The following is a 13,113-nucleotide window of genomic DNA, read 5'->3' as shown; positions in this document are numbered from 1 at the left end:
CTTCAAAGGCTGCACAAATCTCAGGCCCTGCGCCAAACCCCTTTCCCGCTCAACCGCGCCCGATCATGGGCTGCGGTGAAGTCCTGTGCGGGTCCTTTCGGCACGACACCCGTTGGGTTGATGGTCTTGTGACTGCCGTAGTAGTGGTTCTTGATGTGGGTGAAATCCACGGTCTCGGCAATCCCCGGCCACTGATAAATTTCTCGCAGCCAGTTCGACAGGTTCGGATAATCGGCAATTCGCTTCAGGTTGCACTTGAAGTGGCCGTGATACACCGCATCGAAACGGATCAGCGTGGTGAACAGGCGAATGTCCGCTTCGGTCAGGTATTCGCCGGTCAGGTAACGGTTCGCGCCTAGCAGCTGTTCAAGTCGATCCAGTTCGACAAACAACCCGTCGAATGCCTCTTCATAGGCCTGCTGTGAGGTGGCAAAACCGGCGCGGTACACGCCATTGTTCACCGCTGGATAAATCCGTTCGTTCAGCGCGTCGATTTCGCTGCGCAGCGGTGCCGGATAGAAATCCAGATCGTTGCCGGTCAACTCATCGAAGGCGCTGTTGAACATGCGGATGATTTCCGCCGATTCATTGTTGACGATGTGCTTCTTCTGCGTGTCCCAGAGCACTGGCACGGTGACACGACCGGTGTAGTCGGCGGCATCGGCGGTGTAGCGCTGGTGCATGAAGTCCAGGTGCTCGAGTTTGTCGCCGGTGGAGCCGTGGGACTTGTCGAACGTCCAGCCGTTTTCCAGCATCAGGTAACTGACCACCGACACATCGATCAGGCTTTCGAGGCCCTTGAGCTTGCGCAGGATCAGCGTGCGATGAGCCCACGGACAGGCGAGGGACACATAGAGGTGATAGCGACCCGCCTCGGCAGCAAAGCCCCCGATACCGCTCGGGCCGGGTTGTCCGTCGGCGGTGACCCAGTGCCGTCGCTGTGCCTGTTCGCGCTGGAACGCGCCGTCCTTGCTGCTTTCGTACCACTTGTCCTGCCAGCGACCTTCAACGAGCAAACCCATGTCCAAGACTCCTCAACCAGTAAGCGTTGGAGAAGAGTCTAGTCCGATGGGTTCGATAAAAAAGCGCAAAGGTTGAAGAATAACTATCGACTAAATCGATTTGTCTCGCGCGTCCCAGTAGCGTTGGGCTGTTTCGAAGGCCTGCTCACGGGGCTGGCCGAGGCCGCGCAAGGCCAGGGCCATGGTCGAGACAAGGGCCATTTGCGGATAGCTGTCGACCACCTCGCCGCGCCATACGGCCTTCAAGTGCTCAGGCTCGAGACTGGCCGGTTTGACGTGGCGCTGACTCGACAACTGCGGCCATTCTTCGTCCCAGCTTTCACCACCGGTGGTGCCGTACAGATGACTGTCGGTGTCCGGGTTGATCTCGATCTCGCCGCCATCGCCCTTGACCACGATCGCCGTGTCGCCGAGCAGGCCGCTGGCATCGCGATGCACAGCCTGGTAGCCGGGGTGAAAAATGCTTTGCAGGCCGCAACGGGCACCCAGCGGATTGAGAATCCGCGCCAGGGAGTGGATCGGCGAACGCAGGCCCAGGGTGTTGCGCAGGTCGATCATGCGTTGCAGTTGTGGCGCCCAGTCCACTAGCGGCATGAAGGCCAGGCCGCCGTTGTCCAGTGCCGCACCGACCTGCTGCCAGTTGCGACACAGCGGGATCTGCAGCGCCTCCAGCAATTGCTCGCTGTATAGGCGACCCGCGGTGTGCGCGCCGCCGCCATGCATGAAAATCCGCACGCCGTTCTGCGCCAGGCACTTGGCTGCCAGCAGATACCACGGCAGATGCCGCTTCTTGCCAGCGTAGGTCGGCCAATCCAGGTCGACATTCAATGCCGGTGCCTGCAAGCGTTCACGCAGCGCCTCGGTGAACCCGGCCATTTCTTCAGCGCTTTCTTCCTTGTGCCGCAATAGCATCAGGAAAGCACCGAGCTGGGTTTCCTCGACTTGTTCATCCAACACCATGCCCATGGCCTGGCGCGCTTCTTCGCGGGTCAGGTCGCGGGCGCCGCGCTTGCCTTTGCCGAGGATGCGCACGAACTGGGCGAACGGGTGTTCAGCGGGTGTTTCGAGGGTCAACGCCGGGTAATCGGTCATAAGCAATTCGTCGGTTTGGGCAGGCCCGCCAGTTTCGCGGCGAGTTTGGCGGGGGTGCCTTTGAACAATCGGTTCAGGTGCAGGCTGTTGCCCTTGGCCGGGCCGAGTTTCAATGCGGTGTATTTGATCAGCGGCCGGGTGGCCGGCGACAACTGGAATTCGGCATAGAAGCTGCGCAGCAAGTCGAGGATTTCCCAGTGTTCCGGGCTCAACTCGATGTCTTCGGCCGCCGCCAGGGCGCTGGCGACGTCGGTGGACCAGTCACTCAACTCGACCAGAAAACCGTCCTTGTCCAACTCGATGGCGCGGGCGCCGACTGTCAGGGAATTCATAGCCAGGTGTTGACCTTGTCGTGATGGATCGACAGCTCGACGAAGGCCGGGTAATCGACGGCTTCGGCCCAGTCCGGGATCGCGATGGACCGGGCCTGGGCATCTTCGGCCAGGACATAAAGTTTCAGTCCGCGTGCCTTGAGCGCAGCGAACGGCGCAGTGCCCGGCTGCAAGGCGTAGGCTGCGTCACCGCACAGCAGCAGCGCATCGTCGGCGCCGATCAGGCGCAGGCAACTGTTCAGGCGATCGTCGCCGAACGGGGAATGGGACAACACATGCAAAGTCGACATCAGAGAGTGATCACCTGGTCGTAACGGTCAATGAGAGCGGTGATTTCATCGGCGGCCAGTGCCTGGGCTTCGGCCAGCGACACGACACTGAGGCCACGGTCGCTGGCGCTGTCGGCGCAGAAGAACAATTCGTCGACACCAAATATCGGCAAGGCCTGCAGGTTGGCGCTCAGGTCTTTCTGTTGCAAGGCCTTGGCGTCCTGGTTCGTCGCCAGCTGGAACACACCGTCATCGAGAAACAGCAGGCCGATCGGCAGATCGAAAGCGCCGCCGGCTAATACGATGTCCAGTGCTTCCCGCGCACCCGGTCCGGACCACGGTGCCTGACGACTGATGATCAACAGGGATTTAGCCATCTCACGCGCCTCCGAAGCAGATCAGTCGGTCGGCGTCCTGCACCGCGTCATGCAGCTGACCGAGGCCGGACAGTTCCCACGGCGTGCCGACGGCGACCGCCTCGCGTTGATAACGCTTGGCTTCTTCTTCGTTCAACACACCACGGCGCAGGGCAGCGGCGATGCAGACCACGCCGTCCAGTTGCTGCTCGCTGACGAAGGCGCGCCATTGCCTGGGCAAGTCCAACTCGTCCTGGGGCGTGACAACGCTGGTGGAGGCGTTGTAGACGCCATCCTGATAGAAAAACAGCCGGACGATCTCATGCCCGCCGGCCAGCGCGGCCTGGGCGAACAGCAAGGCGCGGCGCGAGGAGGGCGCATGGGCGGCGGAAAACACGGCAATGGCGAACTTCATGACGGACTCGATCAGTGAAACTGCGGCCATGATAAAGCTTTATCGGCGGGGCGGCTAAGTGGGTTTATACGGAAACCGGGTCGGCCCCTTCGCGAGCAGGCTCGCTCCCACATTGGAATGCATTTCAGATGTGGGAGCGAGCCTGCTCGCGAAAGCGGAATACCGGGCAATGCAAATGTTGGATCTAGCGGGGCATGTAACCCAACTGCCAGCGCCGCGGGATCTTCAGCGACAACAGCCCCAACGCGGCAGCGAGCGCACCGCTGGCATACAGCGCCTTGAGCCCCAGGTGATGTTCCAGCACGGCACCGAGTATCGCGCCGCCAAACATGCCGGCCCAGGGAATCAGTTGTACGCGCCAGCCGTTGCGTCGTTCGCCGAGCATCCAGCGACCCAGGCCACGACCAAAGCGCGACAAGGCGCCGGTGACGTAGGTCAGGCCGACGGGCAGGCCATTCACTTCTTCAACGGCGGCATTGAGCATGCCCATGGCGATGATTGCCGCCAGCAAGGCCGGCAGCTGTGATTCGAAGGGCCAGGCCGCCGCGGCGCACAGCAGGGCGGCGATGCACAGCAGCAAGGGCAGCGCCCGGCGGCCGGCGAGTCGGCTGACGATAATCCCCAGCGCGTTTCCGAGGATAAACGTAGCCACGAGGATCACCAGGCGCAGGGTTAACGTCAGGTCGCCGACACTGATCGCGACGGCCATCCGGGTCGTATTACCGCTCATGAACGAAACGAAATCACCACTGGCCATGAAGCCAATGGCGTCGGTCATGCCGGCCAGCACCGAGAGCATCGCCACCAGGCTCAAGCCAATGCGCCCGCGCCATTTCTGCGTGTGCAAATGACCTGAACTGGCGTGGCTACTGGAGGACGAAGGCAGCATCGATGGAAGCATCCTTTGGCGGTGACGTTACGGATTCAGTCCATATAACTCGCAATACTCCAGCCAGTCCATCCCCGCCATTTCGGCCACTTCCCGGTGCACTTCGAGGCGCTGGGTCTCATAGTCCTCGGGCGTCGCGGCCGTCAACTTCAGGGTCAGCTCCCAGGCAAACAGGCCCAGGCCCTCGGCTTCGGCCTCGAAGGCTTCGTGCAAACGCTCGTCGCGAAACTGCTCGAGGGTTTCGCCCTTGGCCTGGGCGAGCAAGGGATTCAGGTTGTCGAGTTCGGTGCGCAGTTCGGGGCGTTCATCGAGGAACCGCTTCAACGCGAGTTCATGATGTTGTTCAGGTGCTGCCATGGTCGCTCCTTCGCTGGATGTATTGCAGTAAAGCAGAACGATACGCGCTGCCACAGTGATACAGTCCGCTTTTTCCTGATGAGCGATTGCAATGCGAATTCTGATGGTGGCGCTGGCCGTGACAATGCTGGCCGGTTGCGCGGGCTCGGTGATGAGCGACGCCCGCAGCAAACCCCCGTACAAGACCCTCAACTCGGACAAGCCGGAAAAAGTCGTGGCCCAGTGCGTGCAGTTTTCCTGGCAGGACGAAGCGGTGTTCGGTGTCGATGCCAGTGGCTATCTGCAACCTGGCGAGAAGGGCGGCACGACCGTGTACACGCGTTCGGCGGAGTCTTTCGTGGACGTGACCACCGATGCGTCGGGCACCGTGCTGAGCTACTACGCGCAACAGGACGACTTTGTCGCCAAGCGCCGGTTGGCGGCGTTGGCGACGTGCCTGTGATCTAAAGGCTTGAGCTACCCCTGTGGGAGCGAGCCTGCTCGCGAATGCGTCGGTTCAGTCGACATCAATGTTGGCTGATAGTCCGCCTTCGCGGGCAAGCCCGCTCCCACAGTGTTTTGATTAATAATTCAGCCGCTTCTGAAAAAAGAAGTGCTTGAAACCCGGCGGGTAATCGGCGATGTGCCCGATCTCGCTATAACCGCATTTCCGGTAGAACTCCGGTGCCTGGAACTCAAACGTATCGAGCCACAACCCGATGCATTTCCTCTCCCGCGCCAGGTCTTCGGCCATCTGCATCAGCTTCGTGCCCATGCCTTGTCCCCGTGCCTGTTCCGGTACCGACAGCAGGTCGATGAACAGCCACTGATAAAACAATCGGGCGTAGAGACCGCCGAGGATCTCGCCGTTATCGTCGCGTATCAGCAAGGCAAGGTGCTCGGGTATGGCGCCGTCCGCCTTCGACGCGTTGTACGCGCGTAGCGGCAGCAGGATGGCCTGGCGCTCTTCTTCCGTGGGTGTTGGCGAGAACTCGATTCTCAGGGTCATGGCGATGTCCTTATGGCGGTGAGACGGCAGCCTATCGTGGTCATGGCGATTGATCCATCCCCTGGGCAGAAGTGGAACCGTCGCCTGCGCACAGATGTCTAGCCTCAAGAAGCGTCACTCCAGAACGCTGCCCCGAGGACACTCCGTGAACATTTTTGAAGCCTTGCGCGAAAGCCACGAACGCCAACGTACCTATGCCAAAGCACTGATCAAGACCAGCGGTGACACCCCTGAGCGCGTCGAGGCCTATAAGCAGCTCAAGTCCGAACTCCAGGCCCATGCCACCGCCGAAGAACGGCATTTCTACATCCCGTTGATGGCGTTCGACAACGGCGTCGACCTCAGCCGCCATGCCATCGCCGAGCATCACGAAATGGATGAAATGATGGAGGCGCTGGACGAGACCGAGATGTCCAGCCCGGCCTGGCTGGTGACGGCCAGGAAACTGTCCGAGAAGGTTCACCACCACCTCGAGGAGGAAGAGCAGAAGTTCTTCCAGATGGCCGGCAAGTTGCTCGACGACAGGCAGAAAGAGACGCTGGCGAATCAGTATGTGAAGGAATACAAGGCGCAGCTCGCTTGAGGAGGCAAGCGCCGGGCGTTTTCACCTAACATGTAGATCCACTGAAAAAACAGGATGCGTTTTCATGTCCAACACAGCCGAGCGGGTCAACATCCTCGAATCCCAGGTGTTGTCCCACGACTGGTACCTGCTGAAAAAAATCACCTTCGATTACCAGCGCAATAATGGCCACTGGCAGCGTCAGACCCGGGAGGTCTACGACCGAGGCAACGGCGCGGCGATTCTCCTGTACAACCGCGAAAGGAAAACCGTGGTGCTGACCCGGCAATTCCGCCTGCCGGTGTTCGTCAACGGCCACGACGGCTTGCTGATCGAAGTGGCGGCGGGGCTGCTCGAAGGTGCCGCGCCTGAAGAGCGCATCCGCGCTGAAGCGGAGGAGGAAACCGGTTACCGCGTGCACCATGTCCAGAAAGTGTTCGAGGCTTACATGAGCCCGGGTTCGGTCACCGAAAAACTGCACTTCTTCATCGCTGAATACGATGCCGCATCGAAGGTCAGTGAGGGCGGCGGGCTGGAAGAGGAAACCGAGGAACTGGAAGTGTTGGAATGGCCGTTCGAAAAAGCGCTGGAAGCGTTTGAACGCGGAGAAATCTGTGACGCAAAGACGATCATGCTGTTGCAGTTTGCCGCCATGAAAGGGATTTTCGCTGCGGCGTGACGGGCACCCGCTCCAGTCGTCGCCAATGAGTGGAAGATACCGATATTCATTGCTATGCCTTATGCGTGGCAAGAATGAACTATTCGGTTCATTGAAAGTGAATGGTTTAACACCTGTAGTGCTGTCACCTGTCTGCCACCTCAGTCACCCGGTTTTCAGATTAAAGGGTCCATGACAGGAGGGTAATGACATGCCTATTACAGGAACAGGTTGGGAGATGCACATCGTCAGGCAGTCCGAGCAGCGTCGATCCAGCGATGGCAAGCGCAGAACAGTGGGCACCTATCAGGTTTTCCACGACGGGCAAAAACAGACAGGACTTGATCTTTCGGGGATGGTTGCCGAAACCCGTGGTCCTGGCGATAACTCACAGCCCGGAAACAATCGAAGAGTGGAGGCCGGACGGTATCCCTTGGCAACTCAGGACGGCGCGAAATATGTGACGTTCGGCTATAAAGAATCCGAAAGCTCCAGCGCCAGGCCCAAGCCGGGAATTGAACTGAAGGAAACAGACCCTCGCGAGGAAATTCTGATTCATCCGGGTATCGGTTTTCTTGCCTCTATCGGCTGCATCAATCTTTGCACCTCTTTACCCGATGCGGAGGAAATGATCGGTTTTGCTCATAGCCGCCGACGCGTCATCGCCGTTATCGAAGACATGAAGAGCTTTTTGAATAGCGGTTTTCCGACAAAGAACGGCAAGAAAATTCCCAAGGCGTTCGTCGTCATAGAGGGAGAACCCACATTTCCGTGACCTGGTTTGCCGAGTGGCAGGTTCAGTCCCACAAGTCTCCCGTCTTGTTCGAGCCTGACCACTCGCTCCCCTCCAATGTCAGCAGCAACTCCTTCGCCTCCAGCCCCCCGGCAAACCCCGTCAGCTTGCCCGAAGCACCAATCACCCGATGACAGGGCGCAATGATCGAGATCGGATTCCTGCCATTTGCCGCCCCCACCGCCCGCACCGCACTGGGGGTGCCGATCTGTTCGGCGATCTGGCTGTAGCTGCGCGTCTCGCCGAACGGAATCGTCAGCAATGCGGCCCAGACCTTCTTCTGGAATTCCGTGCCGGCAAAATCCAGCTCCAGTTCGAAACGCTGGCGCGTGCCGGCGAAGTATTCGCGCAGTTGTTCGGCAGCGCGCAACAGGATCGGGTTGTCTGGCGCTTCGCTCATCGGGCCCAGGCGCACCCGGCCGGGTTTGTCGTTTTCCCAGAGGATGGCGGTCAGTCGCGTGCCGTTCGCCACCAGTTTCAACTCGCCGACCGGGGAGGCCAGGGTGATGTACGTATAGGTCATGCCGAGGGCCCCGCCGAATTGTTGAACAAGCGTTAAGGATACTGCCTCGCCGGGGAGGCGCAATACGCAATCTTGACCATACTTCGTACTGCTCTTGAAGCGTTCCCTCTGACAAGTGGGGCAACGCGGTGTCGGTGACCTACACCCTCAACGACGGGGTCGGTGCAGGGGTAATGGCGAGCAAGACCGGGGGGCATCCTCAACGACGAAATGGACGACTTCACCTCGAAAATCGGCGTACCGAACATGTACGGCCTGGTGCAGGGCGAGGCCAACGCCATTGCCCCCGGCAAGGCCCCGCTGTCGTCCATGAGCCCGACCATCGTCACCAAGGACGGCAAAGTGGTGATGGTGGTCGGTACGCCGGGCGGCAGCCGCATCATCACTGCCACCTTGCAGACCATGCTCAACGTGATCGACTACGGCCTGAACATCCAGGAAGCGGTCGATGCGCCACGTTTCCACCAGCAATGGCTGCCGGAGGAAACCAATCTGGAGAACTTCACCACAAGTCCCGACACGGTGAAGATCCTTGAAAGCTGGGGCCATAAATTTGCAGGTCCCCAGGATGCCAACCACCTGGCGGCGATCCTCGTCGGGGCGCCTTCGCTGGAAGGCAAGGCGGTGGGCAAGAACCGTTTCTACGGGGCTAACGACCCACGGCGCGGCACCGGGTTGTCACTGGGCTACTGACGGTTGTGTTCGAAAGGGGACGGGCTTATGTTCGTCCCCTGATCCACTGACTTCTCAAGGAAGGAACCATGACCACTGCACTGCTCATCATCGACGTTCAACAAGCCCTGTGCTCCGGCGAGTACGAGTGCCATGAGATCAAGCGTGTCATCGACACCATCAATGGTTTGAGTGCCAGGGCTCGCAGCGCCGGTCTGCCGGTAGTGCTCATCCAGCATGAAGAAGAGGGTGAGCTGTTCAAACATGGCGCCCCGGGCTGGCAACTGGCCGAAGGGCTGCAAACCTCGCCCAAGGATCATCGGGTACGCAAGACCACCGGCGATTCGTTCTATCAGACCAACCTGCAACAACTGCTGCCGGTGGAGGACGTCGAACGCCTGGTCATCTGTGGCCTGCAAACCGATTACTGCGTGAATGCAACCCTGCGCCAGGCGCATCAATTGGGCTACGACGTGGTGCTGGCCGCCGACGCACATTCCACCGTCGACAACGGCAACACGACGGCCGAAGACATCATTGCCGAACACAACAGGGATTGGGCGGATTTGAGCAGTTCGGTAGCCCGGATCGATGTGATTCCGGCCAGTGAAATCCGCTTCTGAATTTAGCGCCGAACCTGTGGGAGCGAGCCTGCTCGCGAAAGCGGTAGGTCAGTCACATTGATATTGAATGGACTGACCCCTTCGCGAGCAGGCTCGCTCCCACATGAGTTGTGTGGTTCAGGGCGAACCGAAGATATCGATCAGCTCGTTCAAAAACGCACTCACCAAATCCCGCTGCCGCGCCGAATGCCTTACCGCCGCATGGAACCCCACCTCATAGCGCAGCAACTCGGGATTGAGCGGATGCAACTGCCCGAGCTGTTCATGCCGGGCCGCATAATGCTGCGGCAGAAAACCCAGGTGTTGGCCGGACAGGATCAGCAGGGCGGCGCCATCCATGCTGTCGGTGAGCACCGTCAGGCGTTCGATCGAGGTGGGCGCTGGCATCTCCGGCAAGGGGTGGCTCGGCCAGACCCAGTCGTAATGGCTCACATCCTCGCGGGTCAGCGCCCCCACTTGCCCGAACAGCGGGTGTGACGGCGCGCAGTAGGCAATCTGGGTTTCCTGGAACAGCGGGAAATAATCGATATTCGGCAAGCGGTGCCAGAAGTAACCGATGGCCAAATCGATGTGGCCGTTGATGATCTTTTCTTCCAGCAGCGATGACGACAGCTCGGTGAAGTGGAAGTACAGACCCTCGTGCCGGGCCCGCAGGCGTGCAATGGCCAAACCGATTTTCTTGTTCGCCACCGGGTCGATCTGCCCCAGCAGGCCGATGTTGATGTTGCCCGAGACCTTGCGATTGATGTGCTGGACCTCAACGCGAAAACCCTCGGCCGCCGCCAGCAACCGCCGCGCGGCCTCGACGAACTGTCCACCCTTGGGCGTCACCGAAAAACCGCCGCGCCCGCGTTCGCACAGGCGAAACCCCACCCGTGCCTCCAGGGTCGCCAGTTGCGCGCTGATGGTCGGCTGCGTGGTGTTGAGCGCGGTTTGTGCCGCCGATATCCCGCCGGCTTCGACGACCGTGAGAAATACCCGGATCAAGCGCAGATCCAGCTCCGTTACAGTTCCCAGCATGGGGGCTCCCGACAGTCGATTACATAGAAGCGGATCTATGTGAACAGTGCATGTACGATATTTTACCGCCATGACCAACGCCATACATTGCAGGGAAACCAGGGGCATCGTCAGCTTTTTCTGGCGTTTCACCGGATCTGGATGCTGAACCGGCCTCTGTACCCACAACAAAAACAATCAACTGCATAGGAACCATCGTATGTCAGGGTCCCCACTTTCTGCGCACGCCGCCGAGGCTGGCAGCGGGTTGGCCATCGAAGGCCACTCGATCGACTACATTCCGGAAAACGAACGCCACGCCAAACTCAGTAGCCAGGGCCCGTTCTGGTTTCTCGGCAACTTCCATTTTTTCACCATCTCCATCGGTTTCGTCGGGCCGAGCCTGGGACTGTCGGCACTGTGGACCATGCTGGCCGGCGCGCTGGGCATCATGTTCGGCACCATCTTCATGGCGTTCCACGGTTCGCAAGGTCCGGAGATGGGCTTGCCGCAAATGATCCAGTCCCGCGCCCAGTTCGGTTATCGCGGCGTGATCCTGGCGTTGATGGCGACCATGTTTGTGTTCGTCGGCTTCAACGTGGTGAACATCTCGCTGATCATGAACGGCCTCGAACATGTGTTCGGCGTCGACCCGACCATCGTCGCCGTGATCGTGGTGTTGATCGGCGCGCTGTTGTCGATCTACGGTCATGATCTGATGCACAAGGCCTTCAAATGGGCGTTGCTGGCGACCTTGCCGTTGTATGCGCTGGTCACCATTGCCCTGATGTTCGGCGCCGGAACCGAAGGCGTCACCCCGGCAACAGACCTGGGCTTCAACTGGATTGCCTTTGCCACGCTGTTCGCCATCGGCGCCAGCTACAACATTTCCTATGCGCCTTACGTTTCGGATTATTCCCGCTACCTGCCGAAAAACACCAGCCGGCCGAAACTGATCGCGGCGGTGTTCATCGGCGCCTCGTTGTCCGGCAGCTGGATGATCGGCCTTGGCGCCTGGCTGGCCCAGGAGCTGAAAGCGGCGGATGCGTTGGTGGCGTTGAATCAGGTCGGCTCTTCGATGATTCCGGGGCTGGGCAATTTGCTCGTGGTGGTGTCGGTGGCAGGCTTCCTGCCGATCATCGCGCTCAACACTTACAGCGCCATGCTGACCTTGCTGACCGGTGTCGACTCGATCAAAAAAATCACCCCGACACCCCGCGCCCGGGTGCTGTCGATCAGCGTGATCAGTCTTATCCTGTTGACCTGCGTGCTGTCGATCAAGGGTGACGGCATTGCCCTGTTGAACACCTTCCTGGTGTTGCTGCTGTACTTCCTCGTGCCCTGGACCGCAGTCAATCTGGTGGACTACTTCTTCGTGCGTAAAGGCCGTTATGCGATCCCGCATTTCTTCACGCCGAAGGGCATCTACGGCGCCTGGCAATTTCGCGGCATCGTTGCCTACCTGATCGGCTTTGCCGCCATGGTGCCGTTCTTCTACATCTACGATGCCGCGGCCGGCAAGGAAGTGTTCGTCGGCCCGCTGGCGCGCCTGCTTGAAGGCGTCGACATCGCCTGGCTGGTGGGGTTGGTAGTATCGGGCCTGACCTATTACATCCTCAGCCGTTCGCTGGATCTGGCCGCCGAGCGCCGGGTCATCGACGCGATTACCGAGCACGACATCGTCGCCATGACCCATCAATCCGCGGAGGTTGGGCGTTGAATATTGCAAAGAACACCGTGGTCGCCTGCTGCCAACTGGCACCGAAAATCGGCGACCTCGCTTACAACCGCAGCCTGACCGAGCGCGCCATCCGCTCGGCGGCGCTGCAGGGTGCCCAGGTCGTGGTGCTGCCGGAACTGGTGCAGAGTGGCTACCTGTTCAGCGGACGCGACGAAGCCCTGGCCTTGTCGGAAACCGTTGACGGCCCGACCCTGCGCCTCTGGCAATCCCTGGCCCGGGAACTGAACCTGATCATCGTCGGCGGCTTTTGCGAGCGCCTGGCCGACGATCAACTGGCCAACAGCGCGGCGCTGATCGATGCCCAGGGCGTGCGGGCGGTGTACCGCAAGGCGCACCTGTGGGACGCCGAGAAGGAGATCTTCAGCGCCGGGGATGCCGCGCCGCCAGTGGTCGAAACGGCTCATGGGCGAATCGGCATGCTGATCTGCTACGACCTGGAGTTCCCCGAATGGGTGCGTCTTCCGGCGCTGGCCGGCGCTGACCTGCTCTGCGCGCCGGTCAACTGGCCCGACGGTCCGCGACCGCAAACCGAACGTCCGGCGGAAGTGTTGCGGGTGCAGGCCAACGCTTCGGTCAACCGCCTGTTCATTGCGGCCTGTGACCGCTATGGCCACGAGCGCGGAGTGAGTTGGGTCCAGGGCTCGGTGATCGTCGATGCCGATGGCTATCCGTTGGCCGGGCCGGCGGAGCAGGGCGGCGAGCAGATGCTGCTGGCCACCCTGAATCTCGCGGAGGCACGCAACAAGCGCATCAGTGAGCGCAATGACCTGCATCGGGATCGACGGCCCCATTTGTATGGCTTGAGCAGCACGGTGCAGTGAC

General features: G+C 60.3%; 18 protein-coding genes and 1 pseudogene. 8 read left to right on the top strand and 11 right to left on the bottom strand.

The window, feature by feature from the left end:
- Positions 1 to 20: 20 nt before the first annotated feature.
- From HNQ83_RS18050 to HNQ83_RS18015, 8 genes are all read right to left on the bottom strand, one after another.
- Positions 21 to 1,022: a glutathione S-transferase family protein gene (locus tag HNQ83_RS18050; protein WP_175390191.1), complete on the bottom strand. Its 1,002-nt coding sequence runs from the start codon at positions 1,020 to 1,022 to the stop codon at positions 21 to 23.
- Positions 1,023 to 1,112: 90 nt separating this feature from the next.
- Positions 1,113 to 2,114 carry a glycosyl transferase family protein gene (locus HNQ83_RS18045; protein WP_175390190.1) on the bottom strand — a complete coding sequence of 334 codons (1,002 nt, stop codon included), beginning with the start codon at positions 2,112 to 2,114 and terminating at the stop codon, positions 1,113 to 1,115.
- Entirely contained in the window at positions 2,111 to 2,446 is a 336-nt protein-coding gene (locus tag HNQ83_RS18040) for a TusE/DsrC/DsvC family sulfur relay protein (protein WP_175390189.1), read from the bottom strand. The genes HNQ83_RS18045 and HNQ83_RS18040 overlap by 4 nt, the downstream gene beginning before the upstream one ends.
- A complete protein-coding gene (gene tusB / locus HNQ83_RS18035; RefSeq protein WP_175390188.1) occupies positions 2,443 to 2,736 on the bottom strand; it encodes a sulfurtransferase complex subunit TusB in 294 nt (97 codons plus the stop codon). The genes HNQ83_RS18040 and tusB overlap by 4 nt, the downstream gene beginning before the upstream one ends.
- Positions 2,736 to 3,092, bottom strand: coding sequence for a sulfurtransferase complex subunit TusC (tusC, locus tag HNQ83_RS18030; RefSeq protein WP_175390187.1), 357 nt, complete (start codon positions 3,090 to 3,092; stop codon positions 2,736 to 2,738). The genes tusB and tusC overlap by 1 nt, the downstream gene beginning before the upstream one ends.
- A 1-nt stretch (position 3,093) precedes the next feature.
- Positions 3,094 to 3,486, bottom strand: a complete 393-nt coding sequence (gene tusD, locus HNQ83_RS18025) for a sulfurtransferase complex subunit TusD (RefSeq protein WP_175390224.1) — start codon at positions 3,484 to 3,486, stop codon at positions 3,094 to 3,096.
- Between the two features lie 184 nt (positions 3,487 to 3,670).
- Positions 3,671 to 4,375 carry a YoaK family protein gene (locus HNQ83_RS18020; RefSeq protein ID WP_175390186.1) on the bottom strand — a complete coding sequence of 235 codons (705 nt, stop codon included), beginning with the start codon at positions 4,373 to 4,375 and terminating at the stop codon, positions 3,671 to 3,673.
- A 27-nt stretch (positions 4,376 to 4,402) separates the two neighbouring features.
- Positions 4,403 to 4,732, bottom strand: coding sequence for a DUF6388 family protein (locus tag HNQ83_RS18015; protein ID WP_175390185.1), 330 nt, complete (start codon positions 4,730 to 4,732; stop codon positions 4,403 to 4,405).
- 91 nt (positions 4,733 to 4,823) lie between these two features.
- On the opposite strand from HNQ83_RS18015, the gene HNQ83_RS18010 reads away from it, so the two are divergent.
- Positions 4,824 to 5,174: a hypothetical protein gene (locus HNQ83_RS18010; protein ID WP_095192688.1), complete on the top strand. Its 351-nt coding sequence runs from the start codon at positions 4,824 to 4,826 to the stop codon at positions 5,172 to 5,174.
- A 120-nt stretch (positions 5,175 to 5,294) separates the two neighbouring features.
- Here the strand turns inward: HNQ83_RS18010 and HNQ83_RS18005 are convergent, their stop codons facing one another.
- The gene (locus HNQ83_RS18005) at positions 5,295 to 5,720 is read right to left on the bottom strand and encodes a GNAT family N-acetyltransferase (protein ID WP_175390184.1); all 426 of its coding nucleotides are present in this window, start codon (positions 5,718 to 5,720) and stop codon (positions 5,295 to 5,297) included.
- A 145-nt stretch (positions 5,721 to 5,865) separates the two neighbouring features.
- Between HNQ83_RS18005 and HNQ83_RS18000 the strand changes: the two genes are divergently transcribed.
- The 3 genes from HNQ83_RS18000 (at position 5,866) to HNQ83_RS17990 (ending at position 7,715) form a co-directional block, all read left to right on the top strand.
- Positions 5,866 to 6,303 carry a hemerythrin domain-containing protein gene (locus HNQ83_RS18000; protein WP_175390183.1) on the top strand — a complete coding sequence of 146 codons (438 nt, stop codon included), beginning with the start codon at positions 5,866 to 5,868 and terminating at the stop codon, positions 6,301 to 6,303.
- Between the two features lie 64 nt (positions 6,304 to 6,367).
- A complete protein-coding gene (locus tag HNQ83_RS17995) occupies positions 6,368 to 6,961 on the top strand; it encodes an NUDIX domain-containing protein (protein ID WP_175390182.1) in 594 nt (197 codons plus the stop codon).
- A 190-nt stretch (positions 6,962 to 7,151) separates the two neighbouring features.
- Positions 7,152 to 7,715: a hypothetical protein gene (locus tag HNQ83_RS17990; RefSeq protein WP_175390181.1), complete on the top strand. Its 564-nt coding sequence runs from the start codon at positions 7,152 to 7,154 to the stop codon at positions 7,713 to 7,715.
- A 22-nt stretch (positions 7,716 to 7,737) separates the two neighbouring features.
- Here the strand turns inward: HNQ83_RS17990 and HNQ83_RS17985 are convergent, their stop codons facing one another.
- Positions 7,738 to 8,256 carry a methylated-DNA--[protein]-cysteine S-methyltransferase gene (locus tag HNQ83_RS17985; protein ID WP_175390180.1) on the bottom strand — a complete coding sequence of 173 codons (519 nt, stop codon included), beginning with the start codon at positions 8,254 to 8,256 and terminating at the stop codon, positions 7,738 to 7,740.
- Positions 8,257 to 8,366: 110 nt separating this feature from the next.
- On the opposite strand from HNQ83_RS17985, the pseudogene HNQ83_RS17980 reads away from it, so the two are divergent.
- Positions 8,367 to 8,949 (top strand): annotated as a pseudogene (locus HNQ83_RS17980) (gamma-glutamyltransferase); the annotation flags it as partial.
- Positions 8,950 to 9,017: 68 nt separating this feature from the next.
- Positions 9,018 to 9,551 (top strand): cysteine hydrolase family protein, encoded by a 534-nt coding sequence (locus HNQ83_RS17975; RefSeq protein WP_175390179.1) that lies wholly within the window; start codon positions 9,018 to 9,020, stop codon positions 9,549 to 9,551.
- 117 nt (positions 9,552 to 9,668) lie between these two features.
- Here the strand turns inward: HNQ83_RS17975 and HNQ83_RS17970 are convergent, their stop codons facing one another.
- Complete coding sequence (locus HNQ83_RS17970; protein ID WP_175390178.1) at positions 9,669 to 10,571, bottom strand: LysR family transcriptional regulator; 903 nt, start codon at positions 10,569 to 10,571, stop codon at positions 9,669 to 9,671.
- Between the two features lie 199 nt (positions 10,572 to 10,770).
- Between HNQ83_RS17970 and HNQ83_RS17965 the strand changes: the two genes are divergently transcribed.
- Complete coding sequence (locus HNQ83_RS17965) at positions 10,771 to 12,270, top strand: cytosine permease (RefSeq protein WP_175390177.1); 1,500 nt, start codon at positions 10,771 to 10,773, stop codon at positions 12,268 to 12,270.
- A complete protein-coding gene (locus tag HNQ83_RS17960; RefSeq protein ID WP_175390176.1) occupies positions 12,267 to 13,112 on the top strand; it encodes a nitrilase family protein in 846 nt (281 codons plus the stop codon). Before HNQ83_RS17965 ends, HNQ83_RS17960 begins: the two co-directional genes overlap by 4 nt.
- Position 13,113 lies beyond the last annotated feature (1 nt).

The sequence above is a fragment of the Pseudomonas sp. C2B4 genome (assembly GCF_013359695.1).
Classification (GTDB): domain Bacteria; phylum Pseudomonadota; class Gammaproteobacteria; order Pseudomonadales; family Pseudomonadaceae; genus Aquipseudomonas.
Note: the sequence above shows the minus strand (reverse complement) of the source record. Positions and strands in the feature narration are given on the sequence as shown.